Origin of the sequence: Streptomyces sp. NPDC097107 (assembly GCF_044762405.1) — a bacterium.
Lineage (GTDB): Bacteria > Actinomycetota > Actinomycetes > Streptomycetales > Streptomycetaceae > Streptomyces > Streptomyces thinghirensis.
Genome location: NZ_JBIWEF010000011.1, coordinates 116045 through 140652, shown reverse-complemented (window position 1 = coordinate 140652; position 24608 = coordinate 116045). Strand labels below are relative to the sequence as shown.

The window sequence follows — 24608 nt, the reverse complement described above, 5'->3', positions numbered from 1 at the left end:
GGTTCGACCCTGGTCGGACCCTGATATCGGCCCTGACCCGGCGCCGGGGGAGTGTTCGAGGATCCCCGGGCCCGAAGATCAGGGGAGTCTCGGGGAGCGACCCTGATGCTCCGGCTCCCCCGGCCGTGTGACCATCTGTGTCATGCCGGAAGCCGCAGCAGCACCACTCGTCGAACCGCGGCCGCCGCGCAAGCTTTACCGCAGCAGCGACGGACGCTGGCTCGGTGGCGTGGCGCGGGGGCTCGCCGGACACCTCGGGCTGCCCGTCATCTGGGTGCGGTTCGCCTTCGTCGGCCTGTTCATGGCCGACGGCCTGGGCGCGCTGCTGTACGCGGCCTTCTGGTTCTTCGTACCGCTGGGCGTCGGCGGTGTCGACGCCCAGCGGACGCCGTCCCTCGTCACCTCCGAGACCTCGCCGGACGGCCGCCGCAGACTCGTGGCCCGCAAGCCCGACAAAGGTCAGATCGTCGCCCTGCTCCTCATGGTCGTCGTGGCCCTGGTCTTCGTGGGCAACGTCGACCTCGGCGGCGGAGCCAAGGCCTACCTCTGGCCGACCGTGCTCGTCGGCGCCGGTGTCGCCCTCGTCTGGCGCCAGGCGGACAACGCCCGCCGGGCCCGCTGGGCGGAGGTCGGACGCCACCGGCGCACCGTCACCCTGCTGCGCTCCGTGGCCGGGGTCCTGCTGGTGACGGCCGGTGTCACCGGCATCTTCGTCCTCCAGGGATCCGCCGCCCACCTCGGCTCCGTTCTCCAGGCGGCCCTCGCCGTCCTCGTCGGCATAACACTCCTCGCCGGTCCCTACCTGGTGCGCATGACGCAGGACCTCTCCGAGGAGCGGCTGATGCGCATCCGAGCCCAGGAGCGGGCCGAGGTCGCCGCCCACGTCCACGACTCGGTGCTGCACACCCTGACCCTGATCCAGCGCAATGCGGAGAGCGCGGGCGAGGTGCGCCGCCTCGCCCGCGCGCAGGAGCGCGATCTGCGCGCCTGGCTCTACAAGCCGGAGGGCAACGGCAAGGACGAGGACGACGAGCCCACCACCCTCGCCGAGGCCGTGAAGCGCGATGCCGCGGAGGTCGAGGACAAGCACGGCGTCCCCATCGAGGTCGTGGTGGTCGGCGACTGCCCGCTCGACGAGAGAATCAGCGCACAGATGCAGGCCGGACGCGAGGCGATGGTGAACGCCGCCAAGTACGGTGGCGAGGGCGGCGCCGTACAGGTCTTCGCCGAAGTCGAGGGCAGGACGGTCTTCGTGTCCGTCCGGGACCGCGGCCCCGGCTTCGACCTCGACTCGATACCCGCCGACCGGATGGGCGTCAGAGAATCGATCATCGGCCGCATGGAGCGCAACGGCGGCACGGCGCGGCTGCGCGCGGTGCCGGACGGCGGCACGGAGGTCGAGCTGGAGATGGAGAGGGCGGAGAACACGTCATGAGCGACCCGACCGAGGCGAACGGAACGGCGGGCGAGGGCGAGGCGGCCCAGCCCGCACAGCCGGCGAACGGCGGCGCGGGGGAGCGTCACGTGCGCGTGGTGCTCGTCGACGACCACCGTATGTTCCGCACCGGTGTCCAGGCCGAGATCGGCCAGACCGCGCAGACCGGCGTCGAGGTCGTCGGTGAGGCCGCCGACGTCGACCAGGCCGTCACGGTCATCACCGCGACCCGGCCGGAGGTGGTCCTCCTCGACGTACACCTCCCGGGCGGTGGCGGCGTCGAAGTCCTCCGCCGTTGCGCCCCCTTGATGAGCGACGCCGATCAGCCCGTCCGTTTCCTCGCCCTGTCCGTATCGGACGCGGCGGAGGACGTGATCGGCGTGATCCGCGGCGGCGCCCGGGGCTACGTGACCAAGACGATCACCGGCACGGACCTGGTGAACTCCGTCTTCCGCGTCCAGGAGGGCGATGCGGTCTTCTCCCCGCGCCTGGCCGGCTTCGTCCTCGACGCGTTCGCCTCCACCGATGCCCCGCCGGTCGACGAGGACCTCGACCGCCTGACCCAGCGCGAGCGGGAGGTGCTGCGCCTGATCGCCCGCGGCTACGCGTACAAGGAGATCGCCAAGCAGCTGTACATCTCGGTGAAGACGGTCGAGTCCCACGTCTCGGCGGTCCTCCGCAAGCTCCAGCTGTCCAACCGGCACGAGCTGACGCGATGGGCCACGGCACGGCGGCTGGTGTGACCGTGCGCGCACGGCGTCCGGCCCGGCCCCCGGAGCCCTCGGGTTCGCCGTTGCCGGAGCGGCCCGGAGCGCCTCGTCGGGCACGCGCGACCGGTGCTATGCCACCCGCGTAGCCCCCGCGAACGGCATCTGGTCGACGGGGGCGACGCGGACCGGTGCCGACGGGTTGGGGGCGTGGATCATCTGCCCCTTGCCGATGTAGATGCCGACGTGACTGATGCCCGAGTAGAAGAACACCAGGTCCCCCGGCCGCAGTTCGGACCGTGGGACACGGCGGCCCGCATCGATCTGGGCGTAGGTCGTGCGGGGCAGGGAGATGCCGGCGGCGCGGTAGGCGGCCTGGGTGAGGCCGGAGCAGTCGAATGCGTCGGGGCCGGTCGCGCCCCACACGTAGGGGCTGCCGAGCTTCCGGTGGGCGTAGGCGACGGCCGCCGCGGCGCGGGAGTCGGAGGTCTGGGCGGAAGAGGCGGGCAGGGCGTCCCGGGAGTCCGCCGACGAACGCGAGGCACGGTCGTCCGTGCCGTGGCCGAGGCGGGCGCGTTCCTCGGCGGTCAGCCGGGACAGCAGACGGCGGGCCGTGTCCAGCTTGCCGGTGATGGTCGTGCGGTGTCGTTTCAGCTCTGCCCGGCGTGACGTCAGCGAGGTCACCTCGATGCGGGCGGCTCCGCGCAACTGCTCGATCTCCCGCAGTTCCTTGCGGGCCAGGCCCACGGCGGCCGTCTGCCGGCTGCCGGCCCGCTCGATGAAGGCGGCGCCGTCGAGATACCGGTCGGGGTCGGCGGAGAGCGCGAGTTGCAGGGCCGGGTCGAGGCCGCCGCTGCGGTACTGGGCCGCCGCGACCGAACCGAGCCGCTCCCGGGTGGAGTTGAGCCGGTCCGTCTTGCGGGCAGCCTCGTCCCGCAGTTTCTCAAGGCGCTGCTCGGCGGCGTCCGCCTTCTCCTTCGCGCCGTTGTACTTCTCGGTGGCGACCTCCGCCTCCTGGTAGAGCTTGTCCACCTTGGCCTTGACCTGCGCCGGCGTCGGTTCCGGATCGGCGTGCCCGGTGCCGGCGGCCAGCCCGGTCGCCGTCGCCGCGCCCGCGAGGGTGATCGTGGCCGCCGTTCGGGCCCTCCCGCCGCCCGTCGTGCGCTGTCGCGGCCTGCGGTGCGTTCCCACCTGCGCTCCACGTCCTTCCGTACGACTCGACTCCGGTTGCCTGCGGGAGGACGCTAGGCGCGGCGGTAACGGTCGGGTGACGGGATGCGCGGAAGTGGCGGTACTGGATCGACGGGCGATCGAATGTGACTGAGAGCTCACCCTGCGGCCGTCGTCTTCACACAGGGTGATGACCGATGTCCCGGATCGGAGACGCACGAGGGGCGCGAGGTGTTATGGGGTGCATATATGCACCGCGGGTCGTCGTCCTCGCCGGGCCGGTGTCCGAGGGTGGCCGGCCCCCTGATTAGGCTCCGGCCTCATGGACGTACTCATCCACATCTTCGTCGGTCTGCACATCATCGGTATCGCCTCGCTCCTCGGAGGCTTCCTGACCCAGATGAAGGCGATGGGCCTGGGCACGGCCCGTTTCGTCCCCGCGATGCTGCACGGCGCGCTGACGATGCTGGTCACCGGCGTCATCCTGATCGGCCTCAACCAGGCCGACGACCAGTCCGTCGACAACGTCAAGGTGGGCGTGAAGCTCGCCCTGCTGATCGTGATCCTCGGCCTGGTCTACGTGAAACGCGACGACGAGAAGGTGGAGAAGCCACTGTTCGGCCTGGTGGGCCTGCTGACCGTGGTGAACATCTTCATCGCGGTGCTGTGGACCTGATTCCCCCGGTGTCCGCACCCGCGGCCGACCGCAGCCCCGACCCGGCCTGGAAGGCCGCTCCCGCCGCGACCGCCAGCCACGCGGCCACCGCGATCCACAGCAGCGCCTGACCGGGCGCGTCCAGCCACGGGGCGTCGAGGACGGCGGCGACGGACAGCGTCGCCGCCGCCGTCATGCCGAGGGGGAACACGGTCGACCAGCGGCGCACGTCGTAGCGGACTCTTGGCCACGCGATCTCGGCGGCGAGCAGTACGGCGTACCAGGCGAGGTCGAGGGCGAGCAGGAAGACGGTCACGTCGTGCAGGACGGCGTAGTCGTCGTCGTTCCACAGGTACATGCCCGTCCCGGCCGCCGCGAGGAGCTTGGCGCCGGCGAGGGCCGAGATGGCGAGCGCGCCGCCCGCCACCCAGTGGTCTCCGGAACCCCGGGCCACCTGCCGCAGATCGAAGCGGAACAGTGCGATCAGGTAGAGCACGATCCCGAGCCAGAACGGCACCAGGGACGCGTGCGCCAGCCACGCCGTCGAGGTGGCGGCGGCCAGTGTGGCGCCCAGCACGGCCAGCCCCTCCGTGGCCACGCAGCCCAGGAACACCGCCCCGGGCATCCGGCGCCCCCAGTGCGTGACGACCAGGTACAGCAGTCCCGGCCACAGCAGCGCCGCCAGCGCCAGCAGCGCCGCCGCCACGGGGGACCAGCCGAACAGGGAGATGCGGGTGCCGAGCACGGTCGTCGCGGCGACGGCGGTGAGCGCGCCCGGCGTCCCGGCCCGCGTCAGCCACTGGGCCGGCTCGACCAGCAGCAGGTGGACGAAGTTCGCCGCCAGTGCCAGCCAGGCGGCGCAGGCCAGGACCAGGGCGGTCCGGGACAGGACCCCGTGGCCCGCCAGGTGCAGGGCGACCGACAGGATGCCGGTCGCCATGACCGCCGCCCCGGCCGCCGGCGGACGCTGCGCCCACCAGGCGCGCAGGGGGTAGAAGGAGGTGGGGGAGGTGCCGGATGACATGCGCCCGATGCTAGGGACCCGCGCGGCTCAGGCCGGGCGCACCACGCTGTGGATCGACGACTCGCCGTCGTAGAAGATCGACTCCTCGCGCACGTACGCGCCCGGCTTCGGGGCGTGGATCATCATGCCGTTGCCGATGTAGAGGCCGACGTGACTGAGGTCGTCGTAGAAGAAGACCAGGTCGCCGGGCTGGGCCTGGGAGACCGGGACGGTCGTGCCGGCGTCGACCTGGTCGTAGGTGGTGCGCGGCAGTGTCACCCCCGCGTTCTTCCAGGCGGCCTGGGTCAGGCCCGAGCAGTCGTAGGAGTCGGGGCCGGTGGCTCCCCAGACGTACGGCTTGCCGATCTGGGCGCGGGCGAAGGCGAGCGCCTTCTCGGCCTTGGTGCCGTAGGAGGAGTCCGGCGTGGTGGACCCGGTTTCCGTACCGGTGCCACCGGAGCCGGATGAGCCGGAGGAGCCCGAGGAGGCGTCGCTCTCCTGCCGGTCGGCCTCCTCCTGCCGCTTGCGCTCCTCGGCCTGCTGCTGCGCGAGTTCCGCGGCCTTGCGGGCGGCCTCCTCCTGCTTTCTCTTCTCGATCGCCGCGAGCCTGGCCTTCTCCTCGGCGGTCAGCTCGGAGAGCAGCTCACGCGCGGTGGCGAGCTTCTTCTGGACGGTGGCCTTGGCCGTCTTGAGATCGCTCTGCGACTCGGTGAGCGTCTGGAGGCTCTCGGTGGCCTCCCGGCGCTTCTCCATCGTCTCCGACTGCTGTGTGACGTAGTCGTCGACCGCGCCCTTCTGGCGGCCGGTGAGCCGGTCCATCAGGTGGGCCCGGTCGACGTAGTCCTGCGGCGAGTCCGCGAGCAGGAAGGTCGCGGTCTCCGGGACCGTGGAGCCCGTGCGGTACTGGGCGGAGGCGAAGGAACCCAGCTCCTCGCGCGCCTCGTTGAGCTTCTGGGTGCGCTCGGCGACGTCGTCGAGGAGGGTGTCGACGCGCTTGCGCTGCTTGGAGGTCTTCTCCTTGGCCGCGTTGTACTTCTCCGTCGCCGACCCCGCCTGGCGGTACAGGTCGCCGACCTTCTTCTCGACCTCTTCGAGGCTCGGCCTGTCGTCGTCCGTCGGCGCGGCGGTGGCCGTCTGGGACAGCAGGGCGACGGAGGTGAGGGCCGCCGTGGCGAGGGCGGGGGTCCGTATGCCTGCGACGCGCGTACCCGTGGGACGCGACTTGCGGTGCGACGCCAAGGAGGCGACTCCTTCCAATGTTCCGCCTACCGGGTTGGCGGTGGGGGTCCCCCCAGGTCTTTCGGGCCCTGGGGGAGGGTTCGGGCGGTGTGGTTCGGAAGGGTTGCCCTACGGCGGAGCCGCCCCCGTGGAGGGCGGTGCGGCCGATTCACCCCAAGGTTCTCGGTCGGGTCCCCGGCTCCGGGCGCCGTGCGGGCACGCCGGACTCGGCGGAGGCCGCGCGGCCCGGCGAGGTTCGCCGGAGGATGTCGTGCGGCCTGCCCGCACCGTAGCCAACTCGTGTGGTGACTGTGAAGGTTGGTGGGTGATATGCCCGATACATTTTCGTGACCTTCGGTGCGCGGCTCCACTTCGGTCACTCTTCGTCGCCCGCTCTGTCGCAGGGCGTGCCCGGTGGCGGGATCCCCGGCCATTTCCTGGGGCGGCGGCGGGTTGTCGGTGGGGCGCCCTAGACTCGGAGAGCGATGAGCAGCCTCTTTGACGACAGCTTCCTGGCGAGCCTCCAGACCCCCCGGGGTCATGAGGGGGAACCTCCGCCGCCGCCCGAGGACGATCACGGACCGGAGCCGGTTCCGCACGATCTGTTCGCCGGGAAGTTCGACGCGCCGCCGGAGCGGGACACCCACTACCGGGACGGCGCCCCGCGCCCAGCCCTGGACGCGGCCGCGCTCCTGGAGGGGCTGAACGAGAACCAGCGCGCCGCCGTCGTCCACTCCGGCTCCCCGCTGCTCATCGTGGCCGGCGCGGGCTCGGGCAAGACCCGCGTGCTCACCCACCGCATCGCCCACCTGCTGGCCGAGCGGAGCGTCCACCCCGGCCAGATCCTCGCCATCACCTTCACCAACAAGGCCGCGGGCGAGATGAAGGAGCGCGTGGAGCAGCTCGTCGGCCCGCGCGCGAACGCGATGTGGGTGATGACCTTCCACAGCGCGTGCGTCCGCATCCTGCGCCGCGAGTCGAAGAAGCTCGGGTTCACCTCGTCCTTCTCGATCTACGACGCGGCCGACTCCAAGCGGCTCATGGCGCTGGTCTGCCGCGACCTGGACCTGGACCCCAAGCGCTTCCCGCCCAAGTCCTTCAGCGCCAAGATCAGCAACCTGAAGAACGAGCTGATCGACGAGGAGGACTTCGCCGCCCAGGCGGCCGACGGTTTCGAGAAGACCGTCGCGCAGGCGTACGCCCTCTACCAGTCGCGGCTGCGCGAGGCCAACGCCCTCGACTTCGACGACCTGATCATGACGACGGTCAACCTGCTCCGCGCCTTCCCGGACGTCGCCGAGCACTACCGCCGCCGCTTCCGGCACGTCCTGGTCGACGAGTACCAGGACACCAACCACGCCCAGTACTCCCTGGTCCGCGAGCTCGTCGGCACCACCGAGCACGCCGTCGACGTGCCGCCCGAGGCCGAGGTCCCGCCCGCCGAGCTGTGCGTGGTGGGCGACGCCGACCAGTCGATCTACGCCTTCCGCGGCGCCACCATCCGCAACATCCTCCAGTTCGAGGAGGACTACCCCAACGCGACGACGATCCTCCTGGAGCAGAACTACCGCTCCACCCAGACGATCCTCACCGCCGCCAACGCGGTCATCGAGCGCAATGAGTCCCGCCGCCCCAAGAACCTGTGGACCAACCAGGGCGCCGGCTCGCAGATCACCGGGTACGTCGCCGACACCGAGCACGACGAGGCCCAGTTCGTCGCCGACGAGATAGACCGCCTCACCGACGCGGGCGAGGCGAAGGCCGGCGACGTCGCCGTCTTCTACCGCACCAACGCGCAGTCCCGTGTCTTCGAAGAGGTCTTCATCCGCGTCGGCCTGCCCTACAAGGTCGTCGGCGGCGTCCGCTTCTACGAGCGCAAGGAGGTCCGGGACGTCCTGGCCTACCTGCGGGTGCTGGCCAACCCCGAGGACTCGGTGCCGCTGCGCCGCATCCTCAACGTCCCCAAGCGCGGCATCGGCGACCGTGCCGAGGCCATGATCGACGCCCTCTCCCAGCGCGAGAAGATCAGCTTCCCGCAGGCCCTCAAGCGGGTCGACGAGGCGTACGGCATGGCCGCGCGCTCCGCCAACGCCGTCAAGCGGTTCAACACGCTCATGGAGGACCTCCGTACGATCGTCGAGTCCGGCGCGGGACCGGCGACCGTGCTGGAGGCGATCCTCGAGCGCACCGGCTACCTCGCCGAGTTGCAGGCCTCCACCGACCCGCAGGACGAGACCCGCATCGAGAACCTCCAGGAACTCGCCGCCGTCGCCCTGGAGTTCGAGCAGGAGCGGGCCGAGAGCGAGGAGACCGGAACGCTGGCCGACTTCCTGGAGAAGGTCGCCCTGGTCGCCGACTCCGACCAGATCCCGGCAGCGCCTGATGATGCTGCTGACGCAGCGGGGTCGGACGGCGACGGCGTCGTCACCCTGATGACCCTGCACACCGCCAAGGGCCTGGAGTTCCCGGTCGTCTTCCTCACCGGCATGGAGGACGGCGTCTTCCCGCACATGCGCGCCCTCGGCCAGGCCAAGGAGCTGGAGGAGGAGCGGCGGCTGGCGTACGTCGGCATCACGCGCGCCCGTGAGCGGCTGTACCTGACCCGGTCGACGCTGCGCAGCGCCTGGGGACAGCCGTCGTACAACCCGCCCTCGCGCTTCCTGGAGGAGATCCCGGCGCCCCACCTGGAGTGGAAGCGGACCGGGGCGAACGGACCCGCGCCCTCCGCGCCGGTCTCCGGCGTGGCGGCCTCGCTGTCGTCGTCCCGTTCCCGCTCCTCGGCGTCGGGCGCGTCCGGCTTCGCCACGCGCCGCTCCGCCGAGCAGCCGACGGTCGCGCTGTCGGTCGGTGACCGCGTCACGCACGATCAGTTCGGGCTCGGGACGGTGGTCGGGATCAAGGGCACCGGGTCGAACGCCGAGGCGACGATCGACTTCGGGGACACCAAGCCGAAGCGGCTGCTGCTGCGGTACGCGCCGGTGGAGAAGCTCTGAGGGTGCGTTGTGAGTGCGTGACTTGGGAGCGCGTGACTGGCGGGTGCGTGACTGGCGGCTGCGTGCGGGCGGCTTGAGCGCCCGCACGCCGTCCGGGTCCTGCTGAGACGTTACGGCGTCACGACGGGTTGAGGCCGTGGCTGCGCAGCCACGAGAGCGGGTCGATCGCCGAGCCGCCCGCGGGGCGCACCTCGAAATGCAGGTGCGGCCCGGTCGAGTTGCCCGAGTTGCCGGAGAACGCGATCGCGTCGCCGGCCTTCACCGTCGTACCGGAGGGGACCTGGTAGCTGGAGAGGTGGCAGTACCACGTCTCCGTGCCGTCCTTCGCGGTCACGATCATCATGTTCCCGTACGCGCTGTTGTACTGCGTGCGGACCGTGCCGTCGGTCGCGGCCATCACCGTCGTGCCGTACGAGACGGGGAAGTCGATGCCGCTGTGCACGGACATCCAGTTGATGCCGGCCTGGCCGTAGTACGCGCTGAGGCCGTGCTGGGCGACCGGGAGCGCGAACTTGGGGCGCAGCCGCTCCTTGCGGGCCGCCTCCTCCGCCGCCCGCCTCTTCTCGGCGGCCTGCTGGGCCTTGAGGTCGATGCGTTCCTGCGTCCGGCTGGCCCGGTCGGCGAAGTCGTCGGCTCCGGCGGCGAGGCTCGTGAGCTGGGTGTCCAGCTCGTTGTTGGCGGTGGACGGTTTCACCGGCGCGGCTTCCGCGCCGCCGTCCGCGTCCGCCGCGGAGGCCGCGGTCTCCGTGCCGTCGTCGCCGGTCAGGCCACCGACGGAGGCGGCGGCGATACCGGCGACGCTCATCACACAGGCCGACGGTACGGCGATGGTCATCAGTGCCGAGCGCTTGGCGGGCTGGCGGCGGCGGGAACGCGACCCGCCGCGGGAGGCGGTGCGTGCGGCGGGGATCCGGGCGGCCGGGGCGACCTCTTCCTGGCCTTCCAGGAGAACGGCCACGGCGGGGAGTTCGCCGGTGGCGGCCAACCCGTCGTCGTGCGGGCCGGGTTCATCGGCGGCGGGCCGGGCGTCCGGCGCGGTGTCCTCCGGTGTTCGCGGCGTCTCCGGTGCATCCGGGGCCTGCGACGTGGTGCCGTCGGAGTTCCACTGCGTGGCGTCGTATGCGCCGGTGTCGAACGTGCCGGCCGCGAAGGTGCCGGTCCCGTAGGTGCCGGTCTCGTAGGCACCGGTTTCCAAGGCGCCGGTCGTGAAGGCGCCGGTCGCGAAAGTTCCGGTCGCGAAGGAGCCGGTTTCGAAGGTCTGCGTGCCCCAGTCCCACTGCTGGGTCCCGTCGGACGGATCGCCCGACTGGTCCGGCTGGGCCCAGGCGCCGGTGTCCCACTGACCGGTGGCCTCGACGCTGGTGGCCTGCGGTGGCACGGAGGCGGGCTGCTGGACGTCGGCCGTCCACGTGGTCGTGTCGTAGGCGCCGGTGTCGTAGGCGGTGTGGTGCTGGGCCGCGTACGCGTCGTGGTTCAGGGACTGCCCGCTGCCGGTGGACCACTGGGTGGCGTCGTAGGAACCCGTGGTGTCGTACGAGCCCGTGGTGTCGTAGCCGCCGGTGTCCTGCCCCGGGAGGCTGCCGAAGAGAGGGTCGGCGTCGAAAGTGGCCGTGGCGCCGGTGGAAAAACCAGTGGTGTCGTAGCCGCCGTACGTGGTGAGGTCGCCGTACTGGGCCTCCCCTGTGCCGTACGACGCGTACTGCGCCGGATCGGCGTCGGAAGCCGAGGCCGGGGTGGTCATGGTCCCCGACGGGTGACGGTCGTTCACCAACTTCTCTTTCGCCTCGACAACAGGGGCTGCCAGAGCAGTGCGGCGACTGTACCCGGCGGTATACGGGCACGACAATCTTCGTCAGGTTTCACGCGCGAAGGAAACGGGCAATCGGCCGTGTTTTGGGGGACGGCGGGCACGAGTTTGGCTTTGTGTTCGATGTTTGTTCGATGCTGAACGGGTTGTGTCCGCCGAGTTCCGCGGTTTTCGGGCAGTCTCAGCCTCTCAGGCGACCGTCAGGCCTCCGTCCCGCTTGCCGGTCGTGTCCGCCTCCGGCGTGTCGGTGTCGAGTGCCTGACGAATTCCGGTGGCCACGGCGGGGTGCACGGGCAGCGCGAGGTGGCCGATGCCGCTGACCCGTACGTTCTGCACGGTCAGGTCGGGGTGGTCCAGGCAGGCCGTCTCCAGCGGGTCCATCACGCGGTCCAGGTCGCTCCAGAAGCTGACGAACTGCGTACGGCAGCCGGGCGAGGGGCGGGCCAGCTCCTCGAGTACCGCCGAGCCGGGGCGCATCTGGCGCACGATCGGGTGCGCGTTCGCCAGCGGGACCACCCGGGTGCCGGTGTGCGGGGTGCCGAGCGTCACGAGTGTCCGGACGCGGAGGTCTCCGGCGAGGCGCTGCACGTAGTAGCGCGCGATCAGCCCGCCGAGACTGTGTCCCACGATGTCGACGCGCTCGCTGCCCGTCCGCTCGCAGATCTCTTCCACGTGCCGGCCGAGCAACTCGGCCGCGGTGCGGATGTCGCAGGTCAGCGGGGAGTAGTTCAGCGACTCGATCTGGTGTCTGCCGTGCTGGGCCAGGCTGCGGCGCAGGAGGAGGAAGACCGAGCGGTTGTCGATGAAGCCGTGCACCAGGACGACCGGGGGGCTGGTACGGGCCGGGAGACGGGGAGGGGGAGGAGAGGGCTGCGGGTCCTGGGACTCCGTCGTCGGGAGGGTGCACACGGGGCGGCGCTCCTGAATGATCCCCGAGGGGTAGAGGAGAAGGTGCCCGGCGAGGATCGCGGCCTCCAGGGCGCTTGCCTTCAGGAGAGTCAGGGAAAGCCCCGTCAGCCGGCCCGGGAGGGCCGCCAGCTCCGACAGTCCCAATCCTGGTAGTCCCGGTAGTCCCGGTAGTCCTGGCAGGAGACGCTGACAGAGCGGGAGAAGGGGCAGTGCTGCCGTGGTGACCTTCATGGGCCGACCTCCTGTCGGCACGCGCAGGGACGCCTCTGTCCCCCGTGTGCCCTCGTGGAGAGCCGTGACACCAGTGATTGGTGATGTTCGCGAGGTTTGCCCGTACGGGCGTGCCGAGCTGCCGCGTCAGCGCTCTGTGAGCCCCGTGGTGTCGGTGATACAGCGACGAGGCCTGCTGCCGGCTTGTCCTGCCCTCGCTGCGGCTCTCCGTACGCGTGTTGCCGCCGCGCCCCGCAACTGCTCGCGGCGAACGTGTCCCACCGTGTGATTTCCCCCTCTGTATCCACCGTGAAACCGCCGGTTGCGGGATGCTGGCGATAACGTTCGTTCACTTCCCCGGACGATGTGGTGCGGGGCGTCTGTGCCGCGGAGGCGTGCACTCTGCGCGACCGGTGCATGATCCATGCACCGCTGGGCGCCTGGTGTGCGCCGTGCTGCTGTGTACGGCGTCGGCGAAGTGTGCGGTACTTGTCGGTACGGATGGATGTAGTCGCTTCATGGAGGCAGTGATGGGTGTGGCAGCCGGTCCGATCCGCGTGGTGGTGGCCAAGCCGGGGCTCGACGGCCACGATCGCGGGGCCAAGGTGATCGCGCGGGCGCTGCGCGACGCCGGTATGGAGGTCATCTACACCGGGCTCCACCAGACACCCGAGCAGATCGTGGACACCGCGATCCAGGAGGACGCCGACGCGATCGGGCTGTCCATCCTCTCCGGTGCGCACAACACGCTCTTCGCCGCCGTGATCGAGCTGCTCAGGGAGCGGGACGCGGCGGACATCCTGGTCTTCGGCGGCGGGATCATCCCCGAGGCGGACATCGCCCCGCTGAAGGAGAAGGGCGTCGCGGAGATCTTCACGCCCGGCGCGACGACGGCGTCGATCGTGAACTGGGTACGGGCGAACGTGCGGGAGCCAGCGGGGGCGTAGCCGCCTGGTCTCTGGCGGCGCCGCGGGCCGGCTGGCCTCTGGCGTCGGCCCCGCGCGATGGCCGTGGCGGCGCGGGCCCCGCGCGATGGCCGGTGCCGACAGACGACTGTCCCCGGGTGTCGACACGACACGGCCGGTGCCCGCAGCACAGGGCCGGCGTCGGCAGTCCAAGGGCGGTGCAAAGTCGCGGGTGGCACGGGTGGCACGTGGCACGGGTGGCACCCCTGGTGCCGGTCGGCGTGGCCGCCCACGGCCTCAGCGCCGACACTCCTCCTTTCCCGCCCCCAATTCCACGGCCATCGCGGCACGCAGCCGCAACGTCCCCACGAGCCGCTGGAACGCCTCTGCCCAGTACCCGCCGGCGCCCGGCGACGCGTCCTCCGGTTCGTCCGGTATCGCCAGCAGGCCGTCGAGGCGCCCCGCCTCCGAGGGGTCGAGGCAGCGCTCGGCCAGTCCCATGACGCCGCTGAAACTCCATGGGTAGCTCCCGGCGTCACGGGCGATGTTGAGCGCGTCGACCACCGCCCGTCCGAGCGGCGGGGCCCACGGCACCCCGCACATCCCGAGGAGCTGGAACGCTTCGGACAGACCGTGCGTCGCTATGAACCCGGCGACCCACTCGGCCCGTTCTCCGGCGTCGAGGGTGCCGAGCAGCTTGGCCCGCTCGGCCAGGGACACCGCGCCCGGCCCTCCTGCCTCGGGTGCCGTGGGCGCTCCCAGCAGCGCCCTCGCCCACGCGCCGTTCCGCTGCCGTACGGCGGCCCGGCACCACGCGGCGTGCAGGTCGCTGCGCCAGTCGTCCGTCACCGACAGGGCGGCGATCTCCTCGGGGGTACGTCCACCGAGCCGTGCCGACCAGGTCCCGAGCGGTGCCGCCTCCACCAACTGGCCGAACCACCACGATCGTTCTCCCCGCCCCGAGGGCGGCTTGGCCACGACGCCGTCCCGCTCCATGCCCGCGTCGCACTCGTGGGGCGCCTCGACGGCGATCACAGGTGGGGACAGTGCACGGTCGAGGGACACGCACGTCACGGCCCGCGCCGCCATCCGCGCGGCGAGCGCCGAATCCGGCAGCGCCGACAGCAACTCCGCGGCCGTCGCCCGTACGTTGCGGCTGCGGTCGGCCAGGGCCTGCTCCAGGAACGGCTCGTCCGCCTGCCCCAGCCCCGTCCGCAGCGAGTCGAGGAACATCAGCCGGTCCTCGGCCCGCTCGGTGGCCCACGTCGAGGCCAGCAGCTCGCGCGCGGTGGCGGGATCGCGGGCGCGCAGGGACGCCAGCAGGGCGACCCGCTCGGCGAACAAACCCTCCTCCCAGAGCCGACGCACCCGCTCCGTGGCGTCGGGGCCGGGCAGTGCGGTGCCTCCGCCCGGCGTCGCGCGCAGGGCGAACCGCCAGTCCGGATTCAGCCGGGCCAGCCACAGGGCGCGAGGCCCCGCGAACGTCAGCGCCGCCGGACGCAGGTCCGTGCGCCCCCGTGCCGCGTCCAGCAGGGCCGGGATCGCCTGGGGCGGTGCCGCGAAACCGCGGGCGTTCGCCGTCGCCAGCCACTGGGGCAGCAGCTCCATCAGGTCGGGCACGGTGCCTCTGCGGCCGCCGCCCGCCGTCCCGGGGCGATCGGTGAGCAGCATCGTGAGCCGGTGGGCGGCCGCCGCCGGCAACGGTGGGCGGTGATCCTCGGGAGCCGGCTCGGGGCGCCGGGCCGCGCGGGCCGGGCACAGTCCGGCGCGCCGGCGAACGGTCTCCGCCGCCGCCGTGTCCAGCAGCGCCGCCGGCGCGCGCGGGCCGGGCTCGCAACCCGGGGGAGTGCGCCGGTCCGTGCCGAGCAGCGCCGAGGTGACGAGTTCCTCCCAGACGCCCGGCACGGGCTCGGCCGCGGGAGCGGGCGTCCTGGTCATGCGGTTCCCTTCCGCTCGCATTCCGCTTCCAGACGTGGGACGGGTCAGCACAGCGGCACCGCCGGGCCCGCTCCGGCCGGCCATGCCGTCAGCGGAGTGAAGCCCCGGTGGCCGCACTCGCCGAAGACCTTGACGGCCGCGCCGCCCGACAGGGCGACCAGGCGCCACAGGCCCGGACGGTTTCCGGCCGCCGGGGTGAGCGGCAGCGCCGTGTCCCCGTCGGCGTCCGCGAGTTGCCAGTGGTCGCCGTCCGGTACCGGGACGACCCGATCCAGTGTCACCGGCACCGACTCCAGCCACGGGTCGTCGCGGAGAGCCTCGCCGTAACCAACGGCCGCCTGGGACGTCGTCACCCCCCTCGGGCGCAGCTCCGTGGGGACGGGCGGCGCGAACTGTCTGCCCAGGGCGGCTCGCTGCTGCCCGGCGCCCGGATACGCCGACACCTCCGCATCGAGGGCCAGCCCCACCGGCAGCGCCGGTTCCGGGGCCCGGCCCGCGGCGCCGTAGGAGAGGAGCAGCACGGCGCGGTCCGTCTGCGCGCCGTACAGCCAGACGCGACGGGTCGTCAGCCGTGGGTCCGCGGTGTCGTACTGGGAGAGGACCAGCCAGCGGTCCCGTATCGCGGGGCCGTCCGCGGACGCCGACAGGCCGACGCGTGCGCGGACCGTGGCCGCCAGACCGTCCGGCAACTGCTCACGGCGCAACCAGCCCTGGTCGAGAAGGTGGAGAAGAGCGCACTCCTCCAGCAGGCGGACCGGCCATCCGGAGCCGGACGACGGTATGGCGCCCAGCTCCCGCACACGCGAGGCCAGCCCCGATGCCTGGGCGTCGACCATGCGGGCCGCCGTCTCCTCCCACAGCTCATAGCCCGTCTGCTCCGCGCCGGCCAGGCCGCCGCGCAGCAAGTCCGTCAGGCGCTGCTCCAGCTCCGTAGCGCCCGCGGTGATCCGCCCGGCCCGCTGCTCCGCCCGGCGGCGCGCCGCCTCCGGATCGGCGGTCCCGGCCGCGGATCCGGTTGAGCCCGCCCTTCTCTTCTCCCCCGCGCGCTCGCGCCGTCCGGCGATCCACCGCTCCGCCCAGTCAGGCGCCTTCGCCCCCGGCACCACACCGTCGCCGCCCGCCCAGAGCAGCAGCAGCCCGAGCGCGTGCTTGCACGGGAACTTGAGGCTCGGGCAACCGCACCTGTAGGCGGGACCGGACATGTCAGAGATGTCGACGACCGTTTGATACGGCTCGCTGCCGCCGCCCCTGCACAGTCCCCACACCGCCCCCTCGTCGGAACTCCCCACCTCGGACCACGGCCCTGCCGCGCCGAGTCTGCCGCCCGCTCTGCGTGACGCGGCGTCAGGCGCCAGTGCCAGCACTTGGTCCGCGGTCCAGCGCACCCCCTGCTGAGTCATGCCATCGAAGGTAGATCCCACCACTGACAATCGACCGATCGAGAGCGTTTGTGCAGGTCAGAGCGATTGTCAGTGGCGTGGTGCACCGTGGATGACAGATCGAACCGGCCGAGCTGGAGGGGGAATCAGCCATGCCTGTGTCCGTGGAACCGACGCCCGCGGGCCCGACGCCCGTTGCACCGCCGTCCGTTGAACCGCCGTCCGTCGACCCGGGCCGGAGCGGGTCCGTGCCCGGGGCGGAGGCGTTGCGACCGCACGCCGAGTACGCCTTCGCGGCCGAACTGGCCGCGCTGGCCGCGCAGGACGGCCGCCCGCGTCCGGCTCGCTGGAGGCTGTCGCCGTGGGCCGTCGCCACCTACCTGCTCGGCGGCACCCTGCCCGACGGCACGGTGATCACCCCGAAGTACGTGGGCCCGCGCCGCATCGTCGAGGTGGCCGTCACCACGCTCGCCACCGACCGCGCCCTGCTCCTGCTCGGTGTGCCCGGCACCGCGAAGACCTGGGTGTCGGAACACCTCGCGGCGGCCGTCAGCGGCGACTCGACCCTGCTGGTGCAGGGCACGGCCGGCACACCCGAGGAGGCGATCCGCTACGGCTGGAACTACGCGCAGCTTCTCGCCAATGGGCCCAGCCGCGGCGCGCTCGTGCCCAGCCCGGTCATGCGGGCCATGGCGGACGGCATGACCGCCCGGGTGGAGGAACTGACCCGTATCCCGGCCGACGTGCAGGACACGCTCATCACGATCCTGTCGGAGAAGATCCTGCCGATACCGGAGCTGGGCCAGGAGGTGCAGGCGGTCCGCGGCTTCAACCTGATCGCCACCGCCAACGACCGCGACCGCGGGGTCAACGAGTTGTCCAGCGCCCTGCGCCGCCGCTTCAACACCGTGGTACTGCCGCTGCCGGAGACCGCCGAGGCCGAGGTCGAGATCGTCTCCCGCCGCGTCGACGAGATCGGCCGCTCCCTCGACCTGCCGTCGGCGCCCGACGGCATCGACGAGATCCGCCGTGTCGTCACCGTCTTCCGCGAACTGCGCGACGGACTGACGGGAGACGGGCGTACGAAGGTGAAGTCGCCCAGCGGCACGCTGTCGACGGCCGAAGCCATCTCCGTCGTGACAGGCGGCCTCGCGCTGGCCGCCCACTTCGGCGACGGGGTGCTGCGGCCGGCCGACGTCGCCGCGGGCATCCTCGGCGCCGTCGTCCGCGACCCGGCCGCCGACCGCGTCGTCTGGCAGGAGTACCTGGAGACGGTCGTCCGCGAGCGCGACGGCTGGAAGGACTTCTACCGGGCGTGCCGGGAGGTGAGCGCGTGAACGGCGGGCGGAGGCGGACGCCGCTCCGGACGGGGGCCGCCGTGGCCTGCGCGACGGGGGACGACGGGGACTCGAGCTGGACCCGTAGGCGAGGGGGACGGTGTGACCGGCGCTGACATGGCCCGCGGTGGGTCCGGCACGCCGGGTGGGGCCGGTGGTGGGCCGCTGCTGCTGGGTGTACGCCACCACGGCCCGGGGTCGGCACGCGCGGTCCGCGTCGCGCTGGAGGCGGCCCGGCCGGGGATCGTGCTGATCGAGGGGCCGCCGGAAGCCGACGCCCTGATCCCGCTGGCCGCCGACGAGGACATGCGGCCGCCGGTCGCACTCCTCGCACACGCCGTGGACGAGCCCGGCCGCTCGGCCTTCTGGCCGCTGGCCGAGTTCTCCCCGGAGTGGGTGGCCGTCCGCTGGGCCCTGGAGCACGGTGTCCCGGCCCGCTTCATCGACCTCCCGGCCACGCACACGCTGGCGTGGCAGGCAGCGGAGTGCGCCGGGGACGGCGAGAAAGCGGACGAGGGGAGGGAAGGGGACGAGTCCGGGTCCGACTCCCCCGGCGTCCGGGCAGATCCGCTCGCGGCTCTCGCCGAGGCCGCCGGCCACGACGACCCCGAACGCTGGTGGGAGGACGTCGTCGAGCACCGGGGCACCGGAGAGGGGGACGTGCTCGCCCCGTTCACGGCGCTGGAGGAGGCCATGGGGGCGCTGCGGGAGACGGAGGAGGGCGGCGGGCACGACCGGGACCTCGTGCGGGAGGCGTACATGCGGCTCCAGGTACGGGCGGCACGACGCGAGTTCGCCCAGGGCGTCGCCGTGGTCTGCGGGGCCTGGCACGTGCCCGCGCTCCGCCGCAAGGTCACCGTCGCCGCCGACCGGGCGCTGCTGAAAGGGCTGCCCAGGACCAAGGTGGACATGACCTGGGTGCCCTGGACACACCGCCGGCTGTCCCGGGCCAGCGGGTACGGGGCGGGTATCGAGTCGCCGGGCTGGTACGGGCACCTGTTCGGCGCGGCGGACCGGCCCGTCGAACGGTGGCTGACCAAGGTGGCCGGGCTGCTGCGGGAGGAGGACCGGACCGTCTCCTCGGCACACGTCATCGAGGCGGTGCGGCTGGCCGAGACCCTCGCGGTGATGCGCGGCCGTCCGCTGCCCGGGCTGAGCGAGACGACGGACGCCGTGCGCGCGGTGATGTGCGAGGGCTCGGACGTGCCGCTGGCGCCGGTGCACGACCGGTTGGTCGTGGGGGACGTGCTGGGAGAGGTGCCCGCCGGGGCGCCGGCGGTGCCGTTGCAGCGGGACCTCGCCCGGACCCAGCGGCGGCTGCGGCTCAAACCGGAGGCGCCGGAGCGGGAGCTGGAGCTCGACCTGCGCAAGGAGACCGACGCGGGGCGCAGCAGACTGCTGCACCGGCTGCGGCTGCTCGGCGTCGGGTGGGGTGAGCCGGCCGCCTCGCGGGGCAGTACGGGTACGTTCCGGGAGACGTGGCGGCTGCGGTGGGAGCCGGAGCTGGCGGTGCGGGTCGCCGAGGCCGGGGTGTGGGGCACGACCGTGCTCGCCGCCGCGACCGCCAGAGCCGAGGCGGACGCCGTCACCGCGCGGGGCCTCGCCGAGGTCACCGCGCTCGCCGAACGCTGCCTGCTGGCCGAACTGCCGGACGCGCTCACCCCGGTGATGCGGATACTCGCCGACCGCGCGGCGCTCGACACGGACGTCGGTCACCTCGCCCAGGCCCTGCCGGCCCTGGTCCGCTCCCTGCGGTACGGCGATGTGCGCGGCACCGACACCGGCGCACTGGCCGAGGTCGCCGCAGGTCTCGCCCAGCGGGTCTTCGTCGGCCTGCCTCCGGCCTGTGCCGCGCTGGATGCCGACGCGGCCGAGGAGATGCGCCGGCACGTGGACGCCGTGCACGGCGCGGTGGGCCTTCTCGGCGCCGCCCCCGCACCGGGCCACGGCGATCTCCGGTCCCGTTGGCAGGCCGTGCTGCGCACCCTCTCCGCGCGCGACACCGTGCCCGGTGTCGTCCGGGGGCGAGCCGTACGGCTCCTGCTGGACGACGGGGAGTCGGCGCCGGACGAGGCGGCGCGGCTCATGGGCCTGGTGTTGTCCCCCGGGACGCCACCGGCGGACGCGGCGGCCTGGATCGAGGGTTTCGTGGGCGGCGGCTCGGGCGGCGGCATGCTGCTCCTCCACGACGAGCGGCTACTGGCGCTGGTCGACGGCTGGCTGACCGGCGTACCGGCGGAGGCGTTCACGGACGTGCTGCCGCTGCTCCGGCGCACCTTCTCGGCCTACGAGCCGGGAGTGCGCCGCAGCCTCGGCGAGCTGGTCCGGCGCGGACCGGAGGGGCGGGGGAGTGTGACGACGGCCCGCTCCGGCATACCCGGCTTCGCGGCCGGCCTGGACACCGGACGCGCCGACGCCGTACTGCCGGTGGTCCGGCTGCTGCTGGGCCTGGACGCATCGGGCGCGGTGGGTACATCGGGGGCGGTGGGTGCGGCGGCCTCGGTGGGTGCGGCGGGTGCGGCGGCCTCGGTGGGTGCGGCGCCCGCGGTGGGCTCGGCAGGTGCGGCAGGCGTGGCGGGCGCGGCAGGCGCGGCGGGTGCCGTGGGCTCGGCGGGTGCCGTGGGCGCGGCGGCCTCGGCGGCCTCGGTGGGTGTGGTGGGCGCGGGAAGCGGCACCGCCGGGGACGGCACCGGTGGCCGGCGGTCGGGGGCCGACGACAACGACGTCGTGGGGGTGGACGCATGACGACGACCGAGCCGGTGGACGCCGACCCGGCACAGGAACGGCTGCGGCGGTGGCGGCTCGTGCTGGGCGGTGACCCGGCCGACGGCACCGGCCACACCCTCGCCGGACAGGACGCCGCGATGGACGGGGCGCTCACCGCGCTCTACGGAAGGGGGGACAAACCACGGGCGGGGCGGGGCCGTTCGGCGGGGCTCGGTGCCTCCGCGCCGGCCGTGGCGCGCTGGCTGGGGGACATCCGGACCTACTTCCCCTCCTCCGTCGTGCAGGTCATGCAGCGGGACGCGATCGACCGGCTCGGTCTCGCCGTGCTCCTGCTGGAGCCGGAGATGCTCGAAGCCGTGGAGGCCGACGTGCACCTCGTCGGCACCCTGCTGTCCCTCAACAAGGCCATGCCGGAGACGACGAGGGAAACGGCGCGGGCGGTCGTGCGCAAGGTCGTCGAGGACCTGGAGAAGCGGCTCGCCACCCGCACCCGAGCCACCCTCACCGGCGCCCTCGACCGCAGCACCCGCACCAGCCGGCCGCGCCACCACGACATCGACTGGAACCGCACGATCGCGGCCAACCTCAAGCACTACCTGCCCGAGTACCGGACGATCGTGCCGGAGCGGCTCATCGGTTACGGGCGGGCGTCCCGGTCCGTGAAGAAGGAGGTCGTCCTCTGCGTCGACCAGTCGGGGTCGATGGCGGCGTCCGTCGTTCACGCGTCCGTGTTCGGCGCGGTGCTGGCGTCCATGCGGTCGATCGACACCCGGCTCGTCGTCTTCGACACGGCGGTCGTCGACCTCACCGACCAGTTGGACGACCCGGTCGACGTGCTCTTCGGCACGCAACTCGGCGGCGGTACGGACATCAACCGTGCGCTGGCGTACTGCCAGTCGCAGATAACCCGGCCCACGGAGACGGTGGTCGTGCTGATCAGCGACCTGTACGAGGGAGGCATACGGGACGAGATGCTCAAACGGGTCGCGGCGATGAAGGCGGCGGGGGTGCAGTTCGTGACGCTGCTGGCGCTGTCCGACGAGGGGGCGCCCGCGTACGACCGGGAGCACGCGGCGGCGCTCGCCGCACTGGACGCGCCGGCCTTCGCCTGCACGCCCGATCTCTTCCCGGAGGTGATGGCGGCGGCGATCGAGAAGCGTCCCCTGCCGATACCGGATGCCGGGTGACGATTTGTCGATCCGGGGTGGCCCGATTCCTGCCGGTAAACCGGACATGACTGCCCATCGGTGAGACCGGGCTTGCGTAACCTCCGGAGTCCCGTGCGAGGATCGCGCGTCGTGTCGATGCGATGTTCGACGCGCGATCCGTTCCGCCGCACGGGAGGAATCTCCCCCTCTTGATCTGGTCAGCAGCCCTGCCCGGTGCCGCTCTGCGCGTGATGCGCACGGTGGCCGGGGGGCGTGCGCTGCATGTGGCGCTGCTGGTGGGCGGGGTGTTCGTGCTCGGGATCCTCTGCGGAGAGCGGGCGCAGGCGGCCGAGGGGGCGCCGCCCGCGCGGGACGCGATCGGACAGGTCGTCGACGTGCCCACGCAGCGCCCGCGGGAAGCACGGGAGTCAACCGCCCCGCAGGATTCCCGAAGCGGCCTGGATTCCCGGACTGGCCAGGGTTCTCGGACCGGCCTGGATTCCCGAAGCGGCCTGGATTCCCGGACTGGCCAGGGTTCTCGGACCGGCCTGGATTCCCGGACTGGCCAGGGTTCTCGGACCGGCCTGGATTCCCGGACCGGCCTGGATTCCCGGACTGGCCAGGGTTCTCGGACCGGCCTGGATTCCCAAACCGGCCTGGATTTCCAAACCGGCCAGGGTTCCCGGACCGGCCATAGTGCCAAGACCGACCAGGACTTCGGGGCCGCCCAGCGCTCCGGCATCATGCTTTCGGATCTTCGTCCGGTGGCCGAGGGCGTCGTCCGGTCCGCGGAGGCCCGGGTCGTGCGGCCGGTCGGTGACGCGGTGGCGACGGTGGCCGACGGGCTCGGGGCGGTCGCGCAGACGGAGGTGCCGCCGTTGGAGGCGTTGCCACCGCTTCCTGCCCCGCCCTCGCTGTCCTCCCCCTCGCGGCCGTCGCTGCCGTCGGCGCCCTCGATGCCGTTGCTGCCGGACCCGTCCGGCATGGCCGACGTTCCCGGTCGGTTGATGCCGGTCGGCACGGACCCGCGGCCCGGGCCCTCGATCACGGTGCCGGACACATCCGACGCCGACGCCGACGCCGACGCCGACACGTCCGTCGCCGCGGTGGTCACGTCCGCCGCATCCGACGGTGCCGGAGTCGCCACACACGTCGCGTACGGCCCGGGGCCCGTCGGCGCCGGGTCGCCCGCCGCGGCGCACCTCGACACCCACCGCGCAATGCCCGCGCCCACCGAGCACGCCCCCGCCCACCGGGCACCCACCGGCGATCCCGACGGCACGCTGGGCGCCGGAGCCGGTGCCGACCACGGCACGCCGCGCCACGGTGACGCGCACGCGGTCACCCCGCATCACCGGATCCCGTTCCGACTCGTGCCCGGCGCCTTCGCGCGTGCCGAAGCCGCCGAGACCCGGGACCGGTACCGGGACATTCCCGTCTCTCCCGCTTAGAGCAGGGCCTTCCCCCGCCGCAGACCCGCCGCGCGGGGGCGGAGAGGTCTGCCCACCGCCCGGACTCTTCTCACTCCTCCGGGCGGGTGCCGCCGGCGCCGCATCACCCGGCCCGGCAATCGGAAATGTCCCCAAGCTCTTTCGAAGGACCCTGACGTACCCATGAACAAGAACATCCGCCGTTCCATAGTCATCGCCGCCGGCGTCACCGGTGCCTGGGCGCTGGGCTCCTCCGTGGCGAGTGCCGACGAGTTGCCGGCCGTCTCCGTGTCCGTACCGGACGCCGTGACGGACACGACCGCCGCCGCCGCCGACGCCGCCGAGAACGCCCCGGACGCCGCGACCGACAACGTGACGGACGCCGTGACGGACATCACCGCCGAGGCCGACGCCACCACCACCGACGCCACCACTGCCACCACCACTGCCACCACCGATGTCCCCTCCGACATCACCTCCGACATCACCTCCGACATCACGTCCGACGTCCTCTCCGACGTCACCCCCGACCGCGACCACCTCACCCCCGTCACCGACGACGTCGACTACCTCTTCGGCCCCCTCTCCGCCTTCGCGCCGGAGCTGGACGGGACCCGGACCCAGGCCCAGACCGTCGCCCAAGAGACGGTCGACGCCGTCGCGCCGCCGGTCGCAGACCAGGCCGTGACCGGTGCCGTGCCGGTCGCCGAGGGCGTCGTCGAGGACGTGTGGCCGTACGCCAACGGGCTGGTCGGCCAGGCCACCGGTGACACCGCGGACGCCGTACTGCCGCCGGTCGCGCACACCGCCGTGGACGGTGCGGTGCCCGTCGCCGGGCAGGCAGTCCGGGACGCCGGCGGACTGGCGGACGGCGTCGTGGGCGACGTTCGGCCCTTCGCGGGCGGCGTCGTCGGAGCCGTACCGCCGCTGACGCAGGGCGTGACCGGTCAGGTGGGACCGTTCGCCGAGGGCGTGACCGGTGCCGTGCGGCCGGTCGTCGACGCCGTGGCCGAAACGGTCCGGCCGGTCGTCGAGGGCGTCGGCGGCAGCGCCACGGCGCTCACGTACGGCGTCACCGGCGAGGCGGCACTCTTCGCGCACGGCGTCACCGGACAGGCCGCGCCCTTCGCGCAGGACCTGACCGGAACCGTCCGGCACACGCCGCTGGCCGGTAACGCCGTCACCGGTGTGGGGGACGTCGCCCGGTCGGTGACCCCCGCCTACGCGGCGGACCTCCGGGACGGCGCCTACGGCGCGCTCGGCAACCCGTACGGCGTCTGACATCCGCCCACCTGGACATCAGGTGAACCACGGGCTTCGCGGAGCGCACGGCCCCGGACGGTCCGGCCGAAAGCCGTCGGCCTCCGTCCGGCCGTAGCCCCGCGGATCGGGGCGTCCGGTCCCCATTGGGGTGGGGACCGGACGCCCCGCACCCCGGGCCCGCAGTGCTGCGGACCCCCGGGGCGATTTACGGGCCTCACCGGGTTCACCCCAGCCCGGTGAGGCCCCTCCGCCGGTTCGCGGAGCCGCTGTCCGGCGCCCTGCCGAGCCCTCACATCCGGCACCCCGTGCCGGTGAGCGCGGCATCATGTGACAGGCATCACCGCTCAGGTGTGACCCACGATTTAGAGACCCTC

General features: G+C 72.8%; 17 protein-coding genes. 10 read left to right on the top strand and 7 right to left on the bottom strand.

Going from position 1 to position 24608, the window contains the following annotated elements:
• Nucleotides 1-142 precede the first annotated feature (142 nt).
• Nucleotides 143-1435 carry a PspC domain-containing protein gene (locus ACIQ1J_RS25820; RefSeq protein WP_403560440.1) on the top strand — a complete coding sequence of 431 codons (1293 nt, stop codon included), beginning with the start codon at nucleotides 143-145 and terminating at the stop codon, nucleotides 1433-1435.
• Nucleotides 1432-2178, top strand: a complete 747-nt coding sequence (locus ACIQ1J_RS25815; protein WP_210957865.1) for a response regulator transcription factor — start codon at nucleotides 1432-1434, stop codon at nucleotides 2176-2178. Before ACIQ1J_RS25820 ends, ACIQ1J_RS25815 begins: the two co-directional genes overlap by 4 nt.
• Nucleotides 2179-2274: 96 nt before the next feature.
• Here ACIQ1J_RS25815 and ACIQ1J_RS25810 read toward each other — a convergent pair whose 3' ends face one another.
• Nucleotides 2275-3333 carry an NlpC/P60 family protein gene (locus ACIQ1J_RS25810; RefSeq protein WP_403560437.1) on the bottom strand — a complete coding sequence of 353 codons (1059 nt, stop codon included), beginning with the start codon at nucleotides 3331-3333 and terminating at the stop codon, nucleotides 2275-2277.
• A gap of 301 nt (nucleotides 3334-3634) precedes the next feature.
• Here ACIQ1J_RS25810 and ACIQ1J_RS25805 point away from each other — a divergent pair, with 301 nt between their 5' ends.
• Nucleotides 3635-3988, top strand: coding sequence for a hypothetical protein (locus ACIQ1J_RS25805; protein ID WP_210957863.1), 354 nt, complete (start codon nucleotides 3635-3637; stop codon nucleotides 3986-3988).
• Here the strand turns inward: ACIQ1J_RS25805 and ACIQ1J_RS25800 are convergent.
• Both ACIQ1J_RS25800 and ACIQ1J_RS25795 read right to left on the bottom strand, forming a co-directional pair.
• Nucleotides 3966-4991 carry a tellurite resistance/C4-dicarboxylate transporter family protein gene (locus ACIQ1J_RS25800; protein ID WP_403560435.1) on the bottom strand — a complete coding sequence of 342 codons (1026 nt, stop codon included), beginning with the start codon at nucleotides 4989-4991 and terminating at the stop codon, nucleotides 3966-3968. The genes ACIQ1J_RS25805 and ACIQ1J_RS25800 overlap by 23 nt on opposite strands.
• Before the next feature lie 27 nt (nucleotides 4992-5018).
• Entirely contained in the window at nucleotides 5019-6209 is a 1191-nt protein-coding gene (locus ACIQ1J_RS25795) for an NlpC/P60 family protein (protein WP_403560433.1), read from the bottom strand.
• A gap of 464 nt (nucleotides 6210-6673) precedes the next feature.
• Between ACIQ1J_RS25795 and pcrA the strand changes: the two genes are divergently transcribed.
• Entirely contained in the window at nucleotides 6674-9181 is a 2508-nt protein-coding gene (gene pcrA, locus ACIQ1J_RS25790) for a DNA helicase PcrA (RefSeq protein WP_403560431.1), read from the top strand.
• A gap of 118 nt (nucleotides 9182-9299) precedes the next feature.
• On the opposite strand, the gene ACIQ1J_RS25785 is transcribed toward pcrA, so the two are convergent.
• Nucleotides 9300-10949, bottom strand: a complete 1650-nt coding sequence (locus tag ACIQ1J_RS25785; RefSeq protein WP_403560429.1) for a peptidoglycan DD-metalloendopeptidase family protein — start codon at nucleotides 10947-10949, stop codon at nucleotides 9300-9302.
• Nucleotides 10950-11177: 228 nt separating this feature from the next.
• A complete protein-coding gene (locus ACIQ1J_RS25780; RefSeq protein ID WP_403560427.1) occupies nucleotides 11178-12128 on the bottom strand; it encodes an esterase/lipase family protein in 951 nt (316 codons plus the stop codon).
• A gap of 509 nt (nucleotides 12129-12637) precedes the next feature.
• Between ACIQ1J_RS25780 and ACIQ1J_RS25775 the strand changes: the two genes are divergently transcribed.
• On the top strand, nucleotides 12638-13054 hold the full coding sequence (locus ACIQ1J_RS25775; protein ID WP_121748764.1) for a cobalamin B12-binding domain-containing protein: 417 nt from the start codon (nucleotides 12638-12640) through the stop codon (nucleotides 13052-13054).
• A gap of 255 nt (nucleotides 13055-13309) precedes the next feature.
• On the opposite strand, the gene ACIQ1J_RS25770 is transcribed toward ACIQ1J_RS25775, so the two are convergent.
• The gene (locus ACIQ1J_RS25770; RefSeq protein WP_403560424.1) at nucleotides 13310-14950 is read right to left on the bottom strand and encodes a DUF5691 domain-containing protein; all 1641 of its coding nucleotides are present in this window, start codon (nucleotides 14948-14950) and stop codon (nucleotides 13310-13312) included.
• A 44-nt stretch (nucleotides 14951-14994) separates the two neighbouring features.
• A complete protein-coding gene (locus ACIQ1J_RS25765) occupies nucleotides 14995-16350 on the bottom strand; it encodes an SWIM zinc finger family protein (protein ID WP_403560422.1) in 1356 nt (451 codons plus the stop codon).
• A 131-nt stretch (nucleotides 16351-16481) separates the two neighbouring features.
• Between ACIQ1J_RS25765 and ACIQ1J_RS25760 the strand changes: the two genes are divergently transcribed.
• From ACIQ1J_RS25760 to ACIQ1J_RS25740, 5 genes are all read left to right on the top strand, one after another.
• Nucleotides 16482-17666, top strand: a complete 1185-nt coding sequence (locus tag ACIQ1J_RS25760; protein ID WP_403560420.1) for an AAA family ATPase — start codon at nucleotides 16482-16484, stop codon at nucleotides 17664-17666.
• A gap of 117 nt (nucleotides 17667-17783) precedes the next feature.
• Complete coding sequence (locus tag ACIQ1J_RS25755) at nucleotides 17784-20411, top strand: DUF5682 family protein (protein ID WP_403560670.1); 2628 nt, start codon at nucleotides 17784-17786, stop codon at nucleotides 20409-20411.
• The gene (locus tag ACIQ1J_RS25750) at nucleotides 20408-21580 is read left to right on the top strand and encodes a VWA domain-containing protein (protein ID WP_403560418.1); all 1173 of its coding nucleotides are present in this window, start codon (nucleotides 20408-20410) and stop codon (nucleotides 21578-21580) included. The genes ACIQ1J_RS25755 and ACIQ1J_RS25750 overlap by 4 nt, the downstream gene beginning before the upstream one ends.
• Before the next feature lie 704 nt (nucleotides 21581-22284).
• Complete coding sequence (locus ACIQ1J_RS25745) at nucleotides 22285-22992, top strand: hypothetical protein (protein ID WP_403560416.1); 708 nt, start codon at nucleotides 22285-22287, stop codon at nucleotides 22990-22992.
• Between the two features lie 162 nt (nucleotides 22993-23154).
• Nucleotides 23155-24252, top strand: coding sequence for a hypothetical protein (locus ACIQ1J_RS25740; protein WP_403560414.1), 1098 nt, complete (start codon nucleotides 23155-23157; stop codon nucleotides 24250-24252).
• Nucleotides 24253-24608: the final 356 nt, after the last annotated feature.